The sequence below is a fragment of the Mariniflexile sp. genome (genome assembly GCF_041583155.1).
GTDB lineage: Bacteria > Bacteroidota > Bacteroidia > Flavobacteriales > Flavobacteriaceae > Mariniflexile.
Window position 1 is genome coordinate 45,501 of sequence record NZ_JBFHGK010000006.1, and the last position, 22,099, is coordinate 67,599.

At 34.8% G+C, this 22,099-nt stretch carries 8 protein-coding genes; all 8 read left to right on the forward strand.

The window, feature by feature from the left end:
- Positions 1-98 precede the first annotated feature (98 nt).
- The 8 genes from ABYI63_RS03510 to ABYI63_RS03545 all read left to right on the forward strand — a co-directional run bounded on the left by ABYI63_RS03510 (position 99) and on the right by ABYI63_RS03545 (position 22,091).
- Positions 99-3,080: a T9SS type A sorting domain-containing protein gene (locus tag ABYI63_RS03510; protein ID WP_372753487.1), complete on the forward strand. Its 2,982-nt coding sequence runs from the start codon at positions 99-101 to the stop codon at positions 3,078-3,080.
- Between the two features lie 499 nt (positions 3,081-3,579).
- Positions 3,580-10,629, forward strand: a complete 7,050-nt coding sequence (locus ABYI63_RS03515) for a choice-of-anchor J domain-containing protein (protein ID WP_372753490.1) — start codon at positions 3,580-3,582, stop codon at positions 10,627-10,629.
- 69 nt (positions 10,630-10,698) lie between these two features.
- The gene (locus tag ABYI63_RS03520) at positions 10,699-11,634 is read left to right on the forward strand and encodes a type IX secretion system membrane protein PorP/SprF (protein ID WP_372753492.1); all 936 of its coding nucleotides are present in this window, start codon (positions 10,699-10,701) and stop codon (positions 11,632-11,634) included.
- Positions 11,635-11,651: 17 nt separating this feature from the next.
- Positions 11,652-13,523 carry an OmpA family protein gene (locus ABYI63_RS03525; protein ID WP_372753494.1) on the forward strand — a complete coding sequence of 624 codons (1,872 nt, stop codon included), beginning with the start codon at positions 11,652-11,654 and terminating at the stop codon, positions 13,521-13,523.
- A gap of 116 nt (positions 13,524-13,639) precedes the next feature.
- Complete coding sequence (locus tag ABYI63_RS03530; RefSeq protein WP_372753496.1) at positions 13,640-17,854, forward strand: T9SS type B sorting domain-containing protein; 4,215 nt, start codon at positions 13,640-13,642, stop codon at positions 17,852-17,854.
- Between the two features lie 558 nt (positions 17,855-18,412).
- Entirely contained in the window at positions 18,413-19,618 is a 1,206-nt protein-coding gene (locus tag ABYI63_RS03535) for a glycoside hydrolase family 88 protein (protein ID WP_372753498.1), read from the forward strand.
- Between the two features lie 10 nt (positions 19,619-19,628).
- Positions 19,629-21,053, forward strand: coding sequence for a sulfatase-like hydrolase/transferase (locus ABYI63_RS03540; RefSeq protein WP_372753500.1), 1,425 nt, complete (start codon positions 19,629-19,631; stop codon positions 21,051-21,053).
- A gap of 48 nt (positions 21,054-21,101) precedes the next feature.
- Entirely contained in the window at positions 21,102-22,091 is a 990-nt protein-coding gene (locus tag ABYI63_RS03545) for a hypothetical protein (protein ID WP_372753502.1), read from the forward strand.
- Positions 22,092-22,099: the final 8 nt, after the last annotated feature.

Genomic DNA, 22,099 nt, shown 5'->3' on the forward strand with positions numbered 1-22,099 from the left:
GATGTAAATTATGTTCGTTATAAGCCTATTTTTTTAACTGGTTATATGAATTATGTTAGAGAAAAATTAACTGAAATAACTAATTAACAACAAGAAGAATGAAGAAAATTACATTTTATTTTTTAATGCTTTTAGGCATTACAGCATTCTCTCAAGTAGAGATTGTTGAAAACTTTGACGACATCGCCAACGGCGCCGTTCCCAGTGGCTGGTCTAAAACTGGTAGTTTTGGGGCTTCTACAGGATTTGTTTGCGGAGGCTCAGGAAAAAGTGCATATGTGGGGCTTACACAAACAGGTACTTCGGCATCATTAATCACACCTTATTACACAGCAATTTCTAACGGGACTGATGTGACTATGAGCTTTTCTGTAAATGTTTTCGAACAATTTAGCCAATTTCCACCAGCACAGTATAATGCGCCAGCGGTAAATTGGGGAACAGTGGTTTTGGAATATACTACCGATGGTACAAACTGGCTAACAGCTACAACAATTAGTGATTCCAATTTTACGTATTCTGGGATAAATTCATGTGTTTCTGTGGCACCTTTCTCGATAGGGGCTTTACCTAGTGGAAGTGATTTTCAGGCGCGTATTGTTGTAAATGCTGTTAATAAAAATGATTTTGCTGTAATTTTTGTGGTTGATAATCTGTCTATCACTCAAGTAGCAACTACAGTACCTAATTGTGATGTTGCTTTATTATCACCAGCAGCTGGTTCTAATACAGCTGAAAAGGATGTTACTTTAACTTGGCAGGCTGCTACGGGGTTAGCTACAGGATATACCGTTTCTGTGGGTACAGTTTCTGGAGGAACAGATATAGTAAACGCACAAACTACAAACACAACTAGCTACAACTTAACAGGTCTAGATTACGAAACGGAATACTTCGTTAATATTGTACCTTTTAATGGAGAAGGAGCGGCTACAAGTGGTTGTACAGAACAAAGTTTTACAACACGTGTTGAACCTTTAGCTGGTTCAAGTTGTAGTAGCCCAATTGTTATTAGTTCTTTTCCTTTTGTAGCAATGGATGATACTAATAATTATGAGGATAATTATGATGCTAGTCCGTGTAACAATACCTATTTATCTGGTAAAGATGTTTTTTATAAAATAACGCCTACTACCGATGTTTCTATAAATATAGAATTGAATGGTATTGAAGGAAATGGAGCGAGTATTCATGTGGTTGAAGGTTGTATTGACACAGCTTCAGAATGTTTAGCTTATGTTGCGTCATTTTCTGGTACTAGCAGAAATCTAACAGATGTTGTTTTGAGCGCCAATAAAACCTATTATGTTGTATTAAGTAGCTCGGCAAATACAAGAACTTATAGTTATACTATGGTTGTTACGCAAAATAGTTGTGTTAGTCCAACGATGTTATTAACTCCGGTAGCAGACTGTGCTAATGGTCAGTTTAATGTAGATGTAGATGTAAATTATCTAGGAAGTGCAACCAGCCTTACTTTAGTAGATAATTTTGGTAACTCAAATAACACCATATCTGCAACAGGTGTTGTTACTTTTGGTCCTTACCCAAGCGGTTCGGAAGTTGATTTTACATTAACAAACAATCAAGATACAACATGTTCATATGAAGAATCAACTTATTACTTTTGCCCACCTTCAAACGATGAGTGTGTAGATGCTATCAGTTTAACTGTGAATACAGACGATAGTTGTGCTATCTTCACCAGCGCTTCTAATGCTGGTGCTACAGAATCAACTACAAATGCCAATACATGTGCTTCGGCTAGTAATAATACAAATGATGTTTGGTTTAGTTTTGTTGCAACTAGTGAAGTTACCATTCTAGAATATCAAGACATAACTGCTGCAATAGGCGTAGGCGGTACCATTCAAGCTACCGAGTTGCTTGAAGGCACTTGTGGAACTTTAACAAGTTTAGGTTGTTATGTTACTAATTATGTAACCTTCACAAATTTAACCATAGGTAATACTTACTATATTAGAAACAATACCAGACTTGATGGCGAGTATGCACAAGATTATAAAATTTGTTTGAGAGAGGCTCCAGAGGCTCCTGTTAATGACGAATGTGCGAATGCTATTGAATTCTTTGTGTCGCCAGATGAAACCTGTGCTAATAAAGTATCGGGTACAACTGTAGGTGCTACATTATCTAGCGATAATACTTGTAGTACTGAGGGTTATGGTGATGTTTGGTACGTGTTTAATCCAACTGTTTCTGGAATTTATGAATTTTCATTGGATAGAATCAGTACAACTCCAACAAGCTCTTATGCGGTTTATGAAGGAACATGTGGGGCTTTAGTTGCAAAAACATCAGGATGTTCTACATCTAATCAGATAATAACTTTAGATAGTAATTTAAGTTACTATGTTATGGTGCAAACAAGTCAAGTTGGTGATGGTATCGATTTTAATTTATGTGTAACGCAATTACCGGATGCCGTAACAAATAACGATTGTTCTTCTCCAGTGGTTATTTCAGAATCAAATTCTCTTGGGAATAATAAAATCTCAGGTAATTTAGAAAATTCATACCCTTCTCCAGAAGCTTGTAATACATCTTATAAAACAATTTGGTATAGCTTCACACCAACATACACAGGTATTTACTATTTTAATTTTAAAAGAGTTAGTGGAAGTTCTTATTATGCTGTTTATACTGGCAACTGTTCAAACCTAAACACTATTACAGGTTTAACAAGCTGTTATAATTCTACAGAGAAAACCGGAGAATTGGTTGCAGATACAACTTATTTAATAAGTGTTCATGTCTCAGCTACAAGTTCAGCAGAATTCGAATTGTTTGTATATCCTGATTCTTCTTTAAGTATAGAATCTGAGAGTTTTGAATCTTTTAAATATTATCCAAATCCAGTTGTTAATACCTTAACAGTTAAAGCTAAAAAAACAATTTCTAATATAAGTGTGTTTAATATTGTTGGGCAAGAAGTTCAAAAAGTTGTCCCTAATGATTTGGATGCAACACTTGATATGAACCAATTAAATAATGGTGTGTACTTTGTAAAAGTAACTATTGAAGGTGTTCAAAAATCATTCAAAGTAATGAAGAGGTAAAGATTAAGTTAGCAATTGAATTATTAATAGCAGTAAAAAGTCTGGTTAACATTTTTGTTTTCCAGACTTTTTCATTTTAAGATTTGTTTGAAATTAACTAAAAATAAGTTTTGAATACATGTTTTAAAAATACAGATTTTTCAAATTATTCACCGGTATTTCTACCTTTTAAAAATGTCTTTTCTTTTTATTTGATGGCATTGCATAGCTTCAGACTAGTTCTTTTTGTATTCAAAATAATTTTTAATATAATACTGCTGATTAAATTAAAAATTCACAACACTTAAGCTCCAAAAATAGTGCAGAATGTCTTAAAAAAGAATGTTCTAAGCGCATATAAGCTTACGTTAACTTAACAGGAATTTAATGTTTGTAAGCTAGTTTTTATTATCCATTTTAGCTTTCAAATTTCGGTAAATAGAAAAGACATTCATTATATATGTAGTATATATATTTATAATTTTATCATTCTAAAATCACTAATTGAAAATTTCAGAGTATGAGAAATAAGTTACATAATGCTGTAGCAAAGAACAATTTCTTTTTTTTTAAAGAAGACTGTGAGTTTAAATCTAAAACTCATAAAAGAAATTTCCAGAGCGGAAGTTTTATTTTTGTTATCACTCTAATGTTGTCTTTGCTGTTAACAGGAAAAGGTTTTGCACAAGTTTCTGAAAATTTTGATAGTGGTGTACCTTCATCTTGGACCATTTTTGGAAATGGCGTAGGAACTTCAAATTGGGGTTTAACAAGAGCTGGTTATCAAAATACCAATGGTGTTTCAATAAACCCTAGTGCAGATAATATTGGAGACCAAAATACGGCTCAATATTTTTTGGTATCTCCTCAAATTTTAACGCCTTCTAATGGGGAAATCCATTTCTACACAAAGCAAACGTCTCAAACTGATAATGGAGCAATATATCAGGTAAGAATTTCAACAGCGTCTCAACCAGACATTAATGGTTTTAGCATCGTATTACAATCCTATACAGAGGCAAATTTGAATGTAGGATCTCAAACCGCATATGAGAAAAAAATTATAAAATTACCATCATCCATTCCTGCTGGTTTACAAATTTACATTGCTTTTGTTGCGGTAAATACTCAACAAGGCGTTACTCCAACCGGAGATGAGTGGTTTGTAGATAACTTTTCGGTGCTTGAAGGGTGTACAGAGGTTGATAGTGATGATGTAACTATAGATGGAATTACAATTGATGGAGCTGATATAAGCTGGTCGCATCCTACCGCTACTAATTTTGAGCTTCAAGTTTTACCTGAAGGAGGCACCCCTGCAGGCGGTGGTATACCTGTAACTGGAACAAGTTATACTTTAACAAATTTAGATGAAGATACTGAATTTGATGTTTATATTAGATCGATTTGTGATAATGAAACATATAGTGAATGGACTGGTCCTTTTAACTTTAAAACCCTGAAGTTAGGGCTGACATGTGAATCTCCAATTGTGATTTCAGATCTTTCTTCAGAGTCCTTCGTGCTGTCCGATAATTTGGCTAATTATATAAACCCCGAGGTTACTTATACTTCACAAGGGACTAACTGTATTTCAGGAACTTCAACTACAAATTATTTAAGAGGTGATAAAGTCTTTTTATCTTACACTCCAACTGAAGATGGTTTATTAACTCTTACACAAACCACTTTTAGTGGTGGTAATGCTACTAATAATTGTTATAATTCAAGAAGTTCACTTTTTGTTTATGAAGGCTGTAATGCTGTAGGTGTAAACTGTTTAGCAGGTGTAAATACCTTGAATGGATTTGATCCAAAAACTATTTCTAATTTATTGGTTGAAGCAGGAAAAACGTATATCATTGTAGTTTCCTCAGAGCTATCATCGGGAGCAGGAATTTGTTTTGAATTAGAAGTGTCAAGTCCAAAATGTGCACCTCCTGGTAAAATCGTTTATAATAATTTAACTGAAAATAGTGTAGCTTTTTCATGGGATAATATTGGTGGGTTTGCAAGTTCATGGGAATATGTGGTAGTTCCAACAAATTCAGGTGAACCAACAGGTTCTGGCACAGTTACAAATTCAAATGTTAATAATGTAATTAATACAGGACTGGCTCCAGCTACAACATACGATTTATATGTAAGATCCGTGTGTGGTGGTGTTCCAGGAACTTGGGGTGAAGCGTTTACCTTTAAAACACAGTGTACTGTTTTTGAAACACCTTATGCCACAAGTTTTGCAACGGCTTCTAGTACAAATCCTGAAGCTTGTTGGACAACGATTGATGTGAATGGCGATGGAAACAGCTGGGGATTTATTGGTGGTTATGCAACAGTAAGAACAGATTTATCTAGGTATCAAAATCACGATATGTATGTTTCGCCTCAAATAAATTTTAATGGCGTTCAAAAACGATTAAAGTATAAGCATAGAGCTACCCAAGGGAGTTCTTCCTATACTGTAAAATTATCAACTACTGGTGTTGGTGTAGATAATTTCACAACCATTGTAGTGCCTGAAAGACTTATAACTAATACGACCTTCCAAGAAGTAATGATTGATCTTCCTGCCGGAATAACAGGAAATGTAAATATTGCTTGGATCGTGCAACCGAATAATTCGGAATCAGCTTTACGCCTTTCAATTGATGATGTGGTTATTGAAGATAAACCAACATGTCCGGATCCTAAAAATCCATTTGTACTTTCTTCTAGCATAACAACAAATTCTGCATGGTTATTTTGGACCAAAGGAGAAAGTGAAACACAATGGCAAGTTGCTATTCAGAATGAAGGTTCTGGAATCCCAACAGGTGATGGAACATTAGTAACCAGCAATTCACCTTTTATTGCCAACAACTTGAATTCAGGAGTTAGGTACGAGTTTTACGTAAGAGCTTATTGTGATAGTGATGACCAAAGTAATTGGGTGGGGCCAGTAGCCTTCACGACGCTTTGTACCTCGTATAATACCCCATTCTTTGAAAGTTTTAACGATGATGATGCAGATACTCAAAAATTTTGTTGGCAAACAAGTAATGGTGATTGGACCATTTCTGAAAACATGGCTGAGATACCTGCAGGATCACCTTATAACGATTACTTAATTTCTCCCGCCATAAACGTAAATGGGGTTAAGGAATTGAAATTTAAATATCGCGCTGAGGTAGTATTTTCTTTTGGCACCTTAAGTGCACCTCGTTTTGGTTTAGAAGTATTAATGTCTACAACCAATAACAGTCCTGGAAGTTTTTCAGTTATTTCTCCTTTAGAGGTATTTACACATTCAGGATATAAAGAAAAGTCGATTATCATTGAAGCTAACGGGCCTGTTTATATCGCCTTTAGAGTACCTCCTGAATTTACAGGAGCGGCTTCAAAATTAAATATTGACGATGTAAGTATTACAGATGCGCCTCCGTGTCCAAATCCTTCAAGTTTAAATTTAGATACCGTATTAACAGATGGCGCTATACTATCATGGTCGGCAGGATATCAAGAAACAGAATGGAATGTAGTAGTGCAACCAGCAGGGTCTGGAATACCTTCCGGCTTTGCAACAACCGTTACTACTAATAGTTATACGGCTACAGATTTATCGTCAGATACGGAATATGAGTTTTATGTGATGTCCAATTGTGCGAATGGAGATAGTGAATGGGCGGGTCCGTTAGTTTTCAAAACAGCGTGTACACCATTTGTTACGCCTTTTACTGAAAGCTTTAATAGTGATTCAACTTCTGAAAGTTGTTGGACGGTTATAGATGGAAATACTAATTTAAAAACATGGGAATTAAATAGTGGAGCTTTTCCTTATGAAGGAGATCAAGCTGCTGCTATATTTTCAGGATCAAATGGTAATAATAATGATTGGTTAATTTCTCCAACAATTACTATAAAGGAAAATCAAAGATTACGCTATTACTACAGAGTTAATGATAGTTTCTTTACGGAAGATTTAGAGGTCTTATTATCTACAAATGGAACTGGATTAGAACAATTCACAACTGTTTTGTATGATTCTGAAGAAGACCCGGTACTAATCAATAATGTTGAATACAAAGTTAAAATCATCAATTTCCCAGCAGGAATTACAGGTGATGTTAATATCGCATTCCACGTTCCTTTCTTTCAAAGTTCTGCTCCGTATAGAGGGCAAACATTGGTAATTGATAATGTAAATATAGAAGATGTGCCTTTGTGCCCAGAAATAACGAATATTTCATTTAATAATATTACTGATACACAAGTGCAGGTAAGTTGGGATGCAAATGGTACGGAGTCTCCTTGGGAGATTTCGGTACAACCAGCAGGAACTGCAGCTCCGGTTGGCGATACGGACCCTAATTACCTGTATAGCGCAACTTCAAATCCATTTACGGTAACAGGTCTTACAGCATCTTCAATGTACGATGTTTATGTAAGGTCTTTATGCGAAACTGGTGAAATGGTCTGGGTGGGCCCAAAACAAGTGACTACAAAATGTAGTTTTGAAAACCTATGTCTTTATACGTTTACATTATTTAGTAATTCGGATGTTTCTTCAACATTAGATATTACTCAAAATAATCAAGTAACACAATCATTAGATTTCAATGGTAGAACTGAAGGAGAATCTTTTGATGTATTATTATGTTCAGGTGTTGAGTTTTCATTGTTTTTTAATACCATAGGAACCTACGCCCCGCAATATGCTAATTATTCATTCGAAATTAGAGATGATCAAGGAACTCTTGTATATGCAAGTACAGAGGCTATGATGCCAAGAACAAAAGTGTATACGGGCTATTCTTCATGTGGTGTTATTACATGCCCAACACCAACAGATTTAGCGGTAAGTACAACTTCGGTATTATCATGGACACCAGGTGCAAATGAAACACAATGGGAAGTAGCGATACAACCTGTAGGTAACGGTACGATTCCTCAAACAGGAACCTTGGTTTCTACAGCATCATACACACCAACGTCGACAGATTTTAGCAATCCATTTGCAGCAACTTATGAGTATTTTGTAAGAGCGGTTTGTGGTACAGATGATAAAAGTTTTTGGGCGGGTCCGTTTGTTTTTGTTAGAAATGACGATGTTTCAAATGCACTAGTGTTACCTATTAATGGTAGTGAAGTTTGTGAAGATGCTGGTACAAAAGTATCTTTTGTAAATGCGACGGCTTCTTCGGAGGCTATGAGTTGTGAAGCTACAAATGGTGGTGATGTTTGGTTTAGCATAACAGCCGAATCACCAATTCATATTTTCGAAATTAATAATTTTTCAGGTAGTTTACGTGGTGAAATTAATTCACTACCAGCTTATCCGGAAATTACGATGACTTTATATAAAGATAATGGTTCAGGAAGTCTGCAGGAGTTGGCTTGTAGTTATGACAATGTTCTTGTTGCTATGTATGCTTCCGAATTGGTTGTAGGAGAGAATTATAAACTACGTTTAACCTTAAATGGAACAGAACCGAATATTTACGATTTCAATGTTTGTGTAAAAACACCAGTAGATTTATGTGATTTTAATTTAGCTGTAAATGGTGGTTTTGAAGAGCCTGTAATACCTAGTTTAAGTGGTGTAACAACAATAATATCTCTAAGAACCCTTCCAGGATGGCGTCAAAATATAGAAAGTGTACAATCTACTTTTGTTTGGGAATCATTAAATGCTCCAGGTTTTACTTCATATGAAGGTGGGCAAGTGGTACAATTATTAACAGAACAAGTACCTGTTGGTCCTGAGGATACAGATATTAAAGGGCTTTACAGAGATTTTGATACATCTGAAGTCACTTTGTTAGAATATAGTTTTGCGCATTATGCCAGATTTTCTGGAAATACGGTACAACTTTATGCAGGTCCTGTAGGTGGCCCATATTCCTTAATTACCACACATGTTGGTGAACAAGAATGGGATGTAATTTCAGGAGAGTTTGAAGTGCCAGCAGGACAAAACACAACAAGGGTTATTTTTAGGGTTTATGGAGAAAATACTATAGGTAACTTGTTAGATGCTGTGAGTTTTAGGTCTAATAATGACATCATAACTCAACCTTATGATATTGACTGTACTAACCCGGTGGCTACCGTTGCGGCAAATGGGGTAGGTACATGGATAGCTAATGAAAATAATCCAAGCCCAGTAACCTTTACTGATGCTAATAGTAATACTACCAGCATCACAGGTTTCTTAAAATCAGGTATTTATACTTTTACTTGGAAAACTAGTTATTGTGAAGAAGATATTGAGATTTTATATGATGGTATAGGTTACGCACCAACTGTAGAGTCTCCAATAGAATATTGTCAAAATGATATAGCAGAACCTTTGGCTGTTACTATTGAAGGTGATTATACTTTATTGTGGTATTCACAAGCGGAGGGTGGCACAGGAACTACAACTGCACCAACCCCCAATACTTCGGTTTCAGGTAGCACAACATACTATGTGGCATATACCGATACAAGAGGTTGTGTAGGACCAAGAGCAGAAATAGTAGTAAATGTAGGCGCTACAATTCCAGCGGTTGTAAACTTTAGTTACGATACTACATGTACTAATTCAGAAGTGGCATTTATGCCAGTTCTGGCAGAAGGTTTTTCTGTAGGAGGCACTTTTAGTAGTACAACATTAACGGTAGATCCAACCACAGGAGAAATCGAATTATCTGAAGCAGCGGCAGGGGCTCACGAAGTAGTTTATACCTTTGATGGCGATCCTGAAAATTGTATTCAGTCAGGAATTTTTACAGCTAATGTTCAAATTATTTTAAGTATCACGCCTGTAACAGATTTTTATTATACAGATGCTGTTTATTGTGCTTCTAGTGCCAATGCGGTTCCTGTTCTTGAAAATGGATTTACTACTGGCGGAACCTTTAGCGCATCCTCTGGTTTAGCTCTTAATTCAGAAACTGGTGAAGTAAACATCTCAGGAAGTGCCTTTGGAAATTATACCATTACTTATACTATAAATGAAGATGCAGCTAACTGTGTTTCGGGAAGTGTAAGCACCTATGATATTGCTATTTTAAGTAGTATAGAAGCAGAAGTTACAGAATCTTGTGAGTCTGGCGAAACCATTCTTACAGTGTTACCAGTAAATAATTCATTTGATCCTTATGAGGTTACTTATACTTGGATGGATGCTAACGGTGCAGTAATAGGAGATAATTCAGAAATATTTAATGTGAGCGATTACGCTGCTATGAATCCAAATGTAACGGTACCAACACAAATTATGGTACAAGTGGAATACGGTGATTGTTCAAGTATTGTAACAACTACTTTAAATAAATTGTCTTGCGGAAGTATAACAAGAGGTATATCTCCTGGAAATGACAACAAAAATGACAGTTTAGATTTAACCGGTTATGGAGTAATTGAAATTGCAATATTTAATAGATTCGGTGTAGAGGTATATGCTTTTAAAGGTAATTATACAAATCAATGGCATGGTCAATCCAAAAAAGGAGATGATTTACCAGATGCTACTTATTTCTATACTATTAGAAAGCAAGATGGAAGCGCTTCAACTGGTTGGATATATATAAATAGAGAAAATTAATCATAACCCTAAATAGGATGCTTAATATAAAAGTTAAGTAGCCTGTTATTAAATTAAAAGCAATATAAAATGAAAAAAATATATTTTACAATAGTCTTTGCACTTATGGTTATGATGAGTGCCACCGCCCAACAAGATCCGCACTATACGCAGTATATGTATAACATGAACGTTATTAATCCAGCATATGCGGGCTCTAAAGAAAACTTAGCAATTGGGCTCTTGTACAGAACACAATGGGTTAATATAGAGGGTGCGCCAAAAACAGTAACTCTATCATTACATAGTCCTGTAGGTAAAAATGTAGGTTTAGGTTTGTCTGCGGTATCTGATAAAATTGGGCCGGTAGAAGAGAATAATGTGTATGGTGATTTCTCTTATACGCTTAATTTGGGAGGAGAACATCGTTTAGCTTTAGGTATTAAAGCAGGTGCTACTTTTCAAAATATAGGATTGTTTAGTGATATTGGTAATGGTTATGTGCCAGATTCAAATGATGAAGCCTTTAGCGAAAATTCTTCGAACGTATTTTTAAATATAGGATCCGGATTTTTCTATTATACTGATCACTATTATGCCGCATTTGGTGTTCCAAATTTTTTAGATAACACTCACTTAGATGTTACAAATAATGGACAGTCTTATAAATTTGGGTCTGAAACGCAACACTATTTCTTAACAGGTGGTTATGTGTTTCAACTTTCTGAAGAAACCAAATTTAAACCATCGTTTATGTTAAAATCAGCAATAAATGCACCAGTTTCTTTGGATCTTTCTGCAAACGTTTTATTGATGAATCGTTTTGAATTAGGAGCAACCTACAGACTTGATGATTCCTTTGGCGGTATGGTTAATTTTGAAGTTTCACCAGGCGTAAGACTAGGGTACGCTTATGATCATGTAATATCAGGCTTAAATACTACCACTTCAGCATCTCATGAGTTCATGTTATTGTTTGATTTGTATTCACCTAAAAAAGTATCAATTTCACCTAGATTTTTCTAACTAATATGCCACTTAAAATGAAAATAACATGCATGATTGCTAGCTTACTCCTTATAGTAAATACAAGCTATGCACAAAACAAAAAAACTGAAAAGGCTGATATGCTTTTTAAAGGTTATCAATATATTGATGCTATTGATGCCTATTTGGAACTAGTAGAAAATAATAATGCCGATAACTATGTGTATAAACAATTAGGCGATAGTTATTATAATGTGTTTAATACTGCCCAAGCAGTAAAATGGTATAATAAAGCTGTTGGTACTAAACAAGATGCTGAGGTTTATTTTAAATATGCTCAAGCATTAAAATCTTTAGGTAAATATGAAGAAGCTAATAAACAAATGGATGTATTTGCTAAAATGAAACCTAATGATCAGCGTGCTAAAGATCATATTGCAGACCCTAACTACCTGCCACGTTTGGTGGATAAACAGAAATTGTTTGATGTAGAGCCTATTGCTATTAGTAGTAAAGAGCAAAGTGATTTTGGTATAGTATTGACCAACGATAATATGCTGTATTTTGCTAGTTCAAGAAATACCTCAGGAAAGCAAGATAGTTGGAATCATCAGCCGTATCTAGATATTTATAAATCAAAGAGAAACGATAACGGTACTTTTTCAGAACCAGAAGCGGTAGAAGAATTAAATACACCATACCATGATGGTCCTTTAACTATAAGTGCCGATGGTAAAACCATGATTTTTGCCAGAGATGGTCAAAGTGGTGGTGCTTATAAAAAGGATAAAAATAATAAGGTTAAAATAGCCCAACAAGGTTTGTATTCTGCAAATTTGGTTGATGGTAAATGGACAAATGTACAGCCATTACCATTTAATAGTAATGAGTATTCTGTGAGTCATCCAAGTTTAAGTACGGATGGTAAAACGCTTTATTTTGCCTCTAATATGCCAGGTGGTTTAGGAGATACTGATATTTGGAAAGTAAGTGTTAATAATGGAAGTTATGGCGTTCCTAAAAATCTTGGAAATGCAGTGAATTCACCTGGCAAAGAGGGGTTCCCTTTTATTAGTGATAATACAATTTTATATTATTCTTCTACCGGAAAACAGGGGTTAGGAGGTTATGATGTGTTCAAAATAGATTTAAAAAACGATAATACCCCTATAAACTTGGGAAAGCCCATAAATACTAAAAGTGATGATTTTTCTTTTAGTATGAATACCTTAAAAAATGTTGCTTTTTTTGCGTCGAATAGAGAAGGAATTGATAATATATACTCAGCCATTCCAGTATGTAGTTTGGAACTTATAGCACATACAACAGATGCTAAAACGAATGCTATCTTGTCTGCTGCATCTGTGTCCATTTTAGATGAAAGCAATAATATTATAGCAACCAAACAAACAGATTCTAATGGTCTAGTTAGTTTTGATGCCGAATGCCATACGAATTATGTGTTTAATGTAGCAATGAAAGGCTATGAGACTAAATCTTTTGCGGTTGAAAAGTCGATTGGAGGTTCCGTTAAAGTCGAAGCAGCCTTAAGCCCAATAGATGTTATCATTACAGATAAAGAAGTTTTATTGAAAAATATTTATTTCGAGTTTGATAAAAGTAACATAACTCAGCAAGGTGCTTTTGAATTGGATAAATTGGTACACGTTATGAACGACTACCCAGAAATGGTTATTTTCGTAAAATCTCATACAGATAATAAAGGAAGTCAATCCCACAATTTGAAATTATCAGAACAACGTGCCCAGTCTACAGTTCAATATTTAATTTCAAAAGGAATTAACAAAACAAGGCTTTCGGGTAAAGGAATGGGAAGTTCAGAGCCAAAAGTAGATTGTAAGTCTAATTGTACCGAAGAGCAAGATGCTCAAAACAGACGATCAGAGTTTTTAATTGTTAAAAAGTAACCTAGTTAACGTTTTGTTTAAGGCACTAATCATTTAACTAGATCTGTCTTAAGTCTGATAAGTTGTTTTTTTAAATAAGGAATAGTCGTAATAAATACAAAAGAAGTGTTTTAAATATGAGGAAGTTTTTAATCTTAGGTTTGTTGTTTGCTTGGTTTTTTCAAGTTCATGCTCAAGAACCCAATGATTGTGTGGATGCTGTTACGGTGTGTGGAAATGGAAATTTTTCATCAAACGCAAGTGGAATTGGAAATTCACAAGAAATTTCATCGTGTGGTGGATTTGAACATAATTCCTTCTGGTTAAAAGTAGATATTGTTCAAGCTGGTACCTTAGGTTTTAACTTAATTCCTGCAGATACCGATATTAACGTAGATTATGATTTTTGGGTATTTGGACCAAACAGAGTTTGTAATAATTTGGGAAGTCCAATTCGATGCTCTACAACACATCCTGTTTCGGCAGGGCTTAGCAGTAATGTTACTGGTATTAATGGAAGCACCACCGTTACCCAATCAGGGCCTGGTGCTAATGGTAACGGATTTGTTTATTGGCTTAATGTAAAGGTGGGCGAATCTTATTACATCGCTATTGATAGACCTGTAGGTGATGGCGGTTTTGAGATTGAGTGGACAGGTACTGCAACTGCTGGAACAGGTGCTTTTCCTGCGCCTCCGGAGGCTAAAGAAATAGATGATCTAGTAGCTTGTAGTAATAATTCAAATGTTTCAATTTTTGATTTGAATTCCGTTAAAAGTGCTATTAATTCAGATACCGTAAATAATACGATTGAGTTTTATGAAAACTTAGCAGATGCTGTGGATGGAATTAATCCATTACCTGGAATATATGCTAATAAGTCTAATCCGCAACAAATATATGCAAAGGTAAAGACGGGAAGTACAGAATGTTATAGTTTAGTAGATTTCAATTTAGTGGTTTCTGGAATCCCTAAAGCTACAGTGTCTGTATCAGATACTTCGGTGTGTACCAATGAAGCGGTTACTTATACCATTTCGGGGACTCCAGGGGCTACCATAGAATATAACCTTAATGGAAATGTTACTCAGGAAGTGCTTTTAGATGCTTCCGGTCTGGCTACAATATCAGAAACATTAACGGCTACTAGTACTTTCAATTTAACAAAAGCTAAAGTCCTTAATAGTTCTGGAGTCATTGTTTGCTCAGAAAATATTGCAGAGAGTGTAACAACAAGTGTTAATGGGAATACCGCGCCTACAATTACTAATAATACTCCTGTATGCGAAGGTGAAACAGGTCTTTTGGAGTTCGTTGGCGAACCAAATGCAACGATTACCTATCATATTGGCAGTAATCCATCAACAACATTCAATTTAGATGCTAGTGGTAATTATTCCTTGTCGTTACCAGGGTTAATAACTACTACCGATGTTACAATAGAGTCAGTTACTAGTTCCGTTTCGCCATTCTGTGTTATGCAAATTGATAGTATAGAAACTATTGTCGTTAACTCTGCTCCGATAATAACAAATCCAGACCCGTTATATGAGTGTAATAATGGAACGAACCCAAATTCTGCCTCATTTGATTTGGATTCTCAAAAAGCAATTATTACAAATAATGATACATCGCTAACAGTAACCTTTTATGAAACTCTTGCTTTAGCACAAAATGGCGATGCCAATGATGTTTTAGTATCTCCTTATGCAAGTACTTCAGCTAATCAAACCCTACATGTAAGGGTTGAAAATACATTAGGGTGTACAACTTATACGACCTTAAATTTACAGGTGATTGATGCGCCTTTTGCAAATGCAATTCCTGCTTTACAAGAATGTGATATCAATAATCTAGGTTTTGCTACATTTGATTTAACACAGGCTTCGGCCAGCATAGTGGCAGGTAATACACAACCTGTTGATGTTACGTATCATATTTCCTTTGCTGAAGCTGAAAATGGTACACCGTCTATTACAAGTCCAAATGCATTTCAAAATACCGATCCTTATAATCAAACATTATACGTTAGAGTTTCTTCACAGGCTACAAAGTGTTATGATGTTGTGGCACTGAATTTAGAAGTTTTTGATACACCTGTAATCAATACCGTAGCGCCATATATTTTGTGTGATGACGACCAGGATGGATATGTTATTTTCGATCTTTCTAGTTTGAATAGTACCATAATTGGTTCTCAAGTAGCTTCAGATTACAATATTTCATTTTATGAATCGCAAGCAAATGCAAATCAGCCAACATCACCAATTACAAACCCTTCAGCATATCAAAACACTGTTGTAGGTACGCAAACTTTATGGGTAAGATTGGAAAATATTACAACTGCATGTTTTGATGTAGCTTCTTTCGAAATTAGAACCGATATTCCTTTGGTTTTAGATTCTAGTTATACAGCATCGGTTTGTGATAGTGATGGTGATGGCGAATACACATTTAATCTAACAGATTATTCAGCAAATATTTTATCCAATGCAACCGATTCATCTATTTATAATGTTGATTTTTACCCAAGTTTACAGAATGCCATAGATGATGTTGCTATTATTGCAAATCCACAGAGCTATACAAGTCAATCTAACCCACAAACCACATTGGGTGTACGTGTAACTTCAACGCAATCATCTTGTTTTAGTACTGCAGAGTTGGTTTTGGATATTACCGTACTTCCAGATCCTAGCACCATTGTATTAAACCCTTTAATTACTTGTGATAATGTGACTGTTAATGATGGTTTGGAAATATTTGATTTAACACAAGTAGAGTCAATAATTGGTAGTGGTGTTTCTAATTTAAGCTTTAGTTATCATAACTCTCAAAATGATGCAACGTCAGGGAACTCACCAATAAGTTCACCAAATAATTATACGTCCGCATCAACAAATGTATTTATTAGAGTTACAAGTGCCAATGCAAATAATGCTGCTTGTTATGCCATTTTTCCTTTAGAGTTAATTGTTAATCCGGTACCCACTATTGTTTCTTCCAAATTATCGGTATGTAGCCCAAATTCCAATGGATATTATAGTTTCGATCTTGATGCAGAAATAGCAGCTATTTTAGGTGTTTCCCAAAGCAGTATTGATTATACTGTTGTATTCTTTGAAGATGCAGCAACAACTAATGAGATTACAACAAATCCTTATACCAATACGCAAGCATATACTCAGACTATTTATACTAAAATTACAAACAATGTAACTGGTTGTTCGAGTACATTTCCATTTGAGTTAGTAGTAGAACTTGCAGCAACAGCTACACAGCCAGCCGCAGTTGAAGTTTGTGACAATGATGGGGCAAATGATGGGTTTAATACCTTTGATTTAACCACCTTAACTGCAGAAGTTTTAGATGGTCAGGACCCAGGTGTTTTTAGTTTGAGTTTTCATCTTACAAATCAGGAGGCTATTGATGGAATTAATCCAATTAATAATCCTGAGAATTTTAGTAATACAATTCAATATAATCAAACGGTTTATATTAGGGTTTCTAACAGAAACGTTTCAAATGGATGTTTTGCTGTAACTTCTTTTGATTTTACCGTGAAACCTATTCTTAAACCCGAAATTTCTTCATTATATGGTTTAAACACACTTTGCGTTGATTTTGAAACCCAAACACTGCAAAATGAAATAACATTAATAAGTAGTTTTCAAGGTTCAAATTACCTTTATACATGGTATTTAAATGGAACAGAAATTTCAGGAGCTAATCAGGGAGAATATATTATTGATACCGTGGCACCAGGTCTATATACTTTGTCTGTTACAGAACTTCAGTCTACGTTAAATTGTAAATCGGAAATAAGTGAAGCTTTTGAAGTTATTCAATCAGGGAAGGCCGTTTTTATTGATTTAGCTCAATCTAGTGCTTTTGATTCGCCTCAAACCATTACTATTAATGTAGAAGGTTATGGTGACTATTTCTTTCAGTTAGATAATGGGCCAATTTTAGATAATGACGGGGTTTTTACAAATGTTAGTACAGGTGTACATACAGTATATGTGCATGATACAAAAACAAATTTACCTTCTTGTGGATCAATCGCTATAGAAGATATAACTGTTATAGGGTTTCCAAAGTTTTTAACTCCAAATAATGATGGTTACAATGATACCTGGAATGTATTTGCATTAAATGATCAGCCAAATGCGAGCATTACAATTTATAACCGTTATGGAAAAGTATTAACACAAATAAAGCCAAATGGTCCAGGCTGGGACGGAACATACAATGGTGAAGTATTGCCATCTACAGATTATTGGTTTGTTCTTACTTATGAAGAGTCGGGCGAGCAAAAGCAATATAGATCGCACTTTTCTCTAAAAAGATAGTCGCGATTTTTATAGGTAATACAAAATCAATTTGATTTCGATAATATTGGTTTTGGTGATGTTTTGAAGTGAATACTTTTACGCTAGTACGAATTGACTTCTCATTAGCTCTTATTGGATTTGAAATAAAACGGCGCAATGAAAATATATTAAAACTTACAATACTGGCTTAATACCCTTCGAATTTTTATTTAGAAGCATTAAGTAGAAAGTTAGTTGTTTAGTTCTTCATAAAGATTTTTTTTCTTTATAAAATCAGTAGGGATTTTGCTATTTGTTTTTTTTTGATTGCAATGAAATTAATTGTGAAAATTAAATCCTACAACATAGTGAATTTTAAAAACTATCATATTTTACTCCCTTTTAGTACATTTGAATGTAAAAATGAATCATAATTGATAGTAAATGGAAGCTATGTTTAAAAGAAAATAAAATTCATTACCTAGATTTGTTTATATAACTTTTTTGCTTTTTTGAATTTGCAGAATGAGGTTTTGATACACATCAGACTAATATTTTGGAATTCTCTTCATTAGTAAGGAATATAAATATACATGGATGAAACAAATTACGGTTTTAATGCTTTGTGTTGGTTTGTTGTATGGGTGTAAAACCCATCAAAGAAGTAGTGTAACTGAAAACGATTTACTCAAAGCAATATCCCAACAGCTTGCGTATTTACCACTTCTTAAGGATACCACAAATTTAAAATCTAAAGATTTAATTTTCCCAAGAACTTTAACTGAATCAGGTAAACTTGTTTTAGTAAGTAAACGAGATTGGACAAGTGGTTTTTATCCTGGAGTTTTATGGAATATGTACCGCTTAACTGGAGATAAGCAGTGGAAAGAAAAGGCAGAATTATATACTGCTTTGTTAACAAGTGAACAGTACAATAGCTCAAATCATGATTTAGGTTTTAAAATGATGCCTAGCTTTGGGTTGGGTTACGAGGCCACTAACAATGAAGCTTATAAAAAAGTATTAATTCAAGCAGCAAAAACCCTAATTACAAGATTTAATGAAAATGTAGGCTGTATAAGGTCTTGGGATCACAATCGCGATAAGTGGGAGTTCCCTGTTATCATAGATAATTTAATGAATTTGGAGTTGTTGTTCTGGGCCTCAAAAGAAACGGGAAATCCTGTGTTTTACAATATCGCCGTTGCGCATGCAAAAACAACCATGAGAAATCATTTTAGAGAAAATTATAGTTCTTTTCATGTAGTTGGTTACAATTTAGAAACAGGAGCTGTGATTTCTAAAAATACGCATCAAGGGTATGCAGATAGTTCTTCGTGGTCTCGTGGGCAAGCTTGGGCACTTTATGGTTATACGATGATATATAGAGAAACTAAAGACCTTGCATTTTTAAATCAAGCAGAAAATATTGCCAACTATATTATTAATGTTGCTAAGTTACCAGAAGATTTGGTTCCGTTTTGGGATTTTGATTTACCCGATTTAAAATCCGAACCAAGGGATGCTTCCGCAGCAGCTGTAATGGCATCGGCTTTTTTTGAGTTAAGTAAGTATACGTCGCAACATAAGGATACCTACTTGCATTTAGCAAATAGTATGCTTAATTCGCTTACTTCTAAACAATATTTTAGTGAACTAGGAACTAATAATGGGTTTTTATTAAAACATTCAACAGGTTCGAAACCCAAGAACTCTGAAATAGATGTGCCTTTGGTGTATGCCGATTATTATTACTTAGAAGCTTTGTTTAGAAAAAATCAGATTCAAAACCAACTAAACTAAATTTAGAATTATGAATAAAAAGCAATTGTATTTTAAATTAACTTTTTTGTTTTTTATGATGCTGACCTTTACAGGATATGCGCAAAAAGCATTTTCAGATGGTATGAAGCCAAATGTTATTTTCATTATGGCTGATGATCTTGGCTATGGAGATGTTGGGTTTACGGGCAATAAAAAAATTATTACACCGCACTTGGATGCCATGTCTCAATCAGGTGCGACATTTACAAATTTTTATGCAGCTGCACCTTTATGTTCGCCTACAAGGGCGAGTGTTTTAACTGGTAGAAGTCCTTTTCGGCAAGGTATTTTTGCAGCTCACACTGCTGGTATGCGACCTTCGGAAACTACTGTTGCAGAGGTGTTAAAAAAAGCAGGTTACAAAACGGGCTTCTTTGGCAAATGGCATTTAGGTTGGGTTGAACCAGATGAAATTGAAAGTAGAGGAATGTACTCACCACCTTGGCATCATGGTTATGATGAAACCTTTGCAACAAAAAGTGCAGTCCCAACATGGAACCCAACCAAGACACCAGATGGCTGGACAAGCTGGGGAGCAAAGGAGGATGGTTCTTGGGGAGGATCAGTTTATGTAGAAAATGGCAAACCAGTAACTGATAATTTAGAAGGAGATGACAGCCGAATTATTATGGATCGGGTTATACCATTTATGAAAGAATCTATTTCAAAAGAGACGCCTTTTTTTGCAACTATTTGGTTTCATACGCCACATGAACCAGTAGTTGCTGGTCCGGAATATTTAGCCAAATACCCTGATTTACCATTAGAAAAGAGGCATTATTATGGAGCCATAACTGCTATGGATGATCAAATTGGGCGTTTAAGCGCTTTTTTAAAAGATAATAAAATTGAAAAAAATACCATTATCTTTTTCTGTAGTGATAATGGTCCTGCCGATCGTATGGCTAAAAAAGGATATGCGTCTGCAGGAATTTATAAAGGCCATAAACATCAGATGTGGGAGGGCGGGTTACGTGTGCCGTCTTTTATGGTTTGGCCAGAATATATTAAAGCAAAACAGGTGGTAGACTATCAGTCTTCTACTGTCGATTATATGCCTACCATCATTGATATGCTTAATTTACCAGCTCCTAAAAAAGTTAATTTTGATGGTGTTAGTTTAAAGGAGGTGGTATTGAATGCTCATTCTAGCCATCGCACTCTACCTATAGTTTCAGGTTATCAGCGTTTGTATAATGATATTGAACTTTATAGTTATGTGGAAGGTAACTATAAAATATGTGTTCCAGATAAAGGTATGGATATGATGCTTTTCGATTTGAAAAATGATCCTTCCGAAACTAAAAATTTGGCTTTAGAAAAACCAGAGCTACTAAAAAAAATGATTGCAGGATTGGATAAAGTTAAAGAATCTTGGAGATTAAGCAGAGAAGGTAAAGATTATCAATGGTAATCAATTTATCCAGAAGGAATTTGTGTTAAGGAAAAGAATCTAAAAGATATGTCTACATCGATGAAAATTAATTATTTAAATGCATTATTTAAACTAAGTTGTTTTTTAACCTTATTGATTTCAACCGCTTGTGTTTCAGTTTCAGATGTTTTGGAAAGTGACCATGTTTTTTTTGTGCGTTCAAAAAGTAACCCAATCATTTATCCAAATATGGCCGGTTTAGAAGGCGATTTGGGTAAAAATATAAATGGCCCTTCTGTAATTAAAGTGCCAAAGTGGGTTGAGAATCCGCTTGGTAACTATTATATGTATTTTGCAGATCATCATGGAAAATACATTCGGTTGGCCTATGCGGATAACCCTGTTGGTCCATGGACTATCTATAAATCAGGAACGCTTCAATTAAGCAATACAGCAGCTGTTGGTCATATTGCTTCTCCTGATGTTATTGTGGATGAGGATAGTAAAACGATAAGAATGTATTTTCATGGTAAAATTCCAAATAGTAGTCAGCAAAAATCCTTTGTGAGTTCATCCAAAGATGGATTAAATTTTATTGCTTCTAAAACCGTTTTAGGTCCGTCGTATTTTCGAGTTTTTGAATATAATCGCAATAAATATGCCTTGTCTTTTGGTACATTTTTTAAATATATGGGAGAAGATCAATTGTATAAAAAAGGTATTAATATTTTGCCTAAGGCTAGGCATACTGCAGTTGTGGTTGTGGGTGATAATCTAGTGGTGTTTTACACGCAAAAAGGTGATGCTCCTGAACGAATTTTAAAAACGGTTGTAAATATGTCTGAAGGTGATTTTGATAGTTGGAAAGCGAGTGATCCAGTAGAAATATTGAAGCCGGAAATGGATTATGAAGGTGCGAATTTACCAATACAAGCATCTGAAAGTGGGTTTGCAAGAGAACGTGTACATCAACTAAGGGATCCAGCCATTCTTATTGATAAAAAGGATGTTTATTTATATTATTCTGTAGCTGGTGAGGCAGGTATAGCAGTGGCTAAACTTAAGAAGTCCATATGAATAACTTT

Bases quoted from the DNA above. Each gene is read 5' to 3' on its own strand.
- ABYI63_RS03545 (WP_372753502.1), top strand. From the start codon at position 21,102: ATGTCTACATCGATGAAAATTAATTATTTAAATGCATTATTTAAACTA.
- ABYI63_RS03535 (WP_372753498.1), top strand. From the start codon at position 18,413: ATGAAACAAATTACGGTTTTAATGCTTTGTGTTGGTTTGTTGTATGGG.
- ABYI63_RS03515 (WP_372753490.1), top strand. From the start codon at position 3,580: ATGAGAAATAAGTTACATAATGCTGTAGCAAAGAACAATTTCTTTTTT.
- ABYI63_RS03525 (WP_372753494.1), top strand. From the start codon at position 11,652: ATGAAAATAACATGCATGATTGCTAGCTTACTCCTTATAGTAAATACA.
- ABYI63_RS03510 (WP_372753487.1), top strand. From the start codon at position 99: ATGAAGAAAATTACATTTTATTTTTTAATGCTTTTAGGCATTACAGCA.
- ABYI63_RS03520 (WP_372753492.1), top strand. From the start codon at position 10,699: ATGAAAAAAATATATTTTACAATAGTCTTTGCACTTATGGTTATGATG.
- ABYI63_RS03530 (WP_372753496.1), top strand. From the start codon at position 13,640: ATGAGGAAGTTTTTAATCTTAGGTTTGTTGTTTGCTTGGTTTTTTCAA.
- ABYI63_RS03540 (WP_372753500.1), top strand. From the start codon at position 19,629: ATGAATAAAAAGCAATTGTATTTTAAATTAACTTTTTTGTTTTTTATG.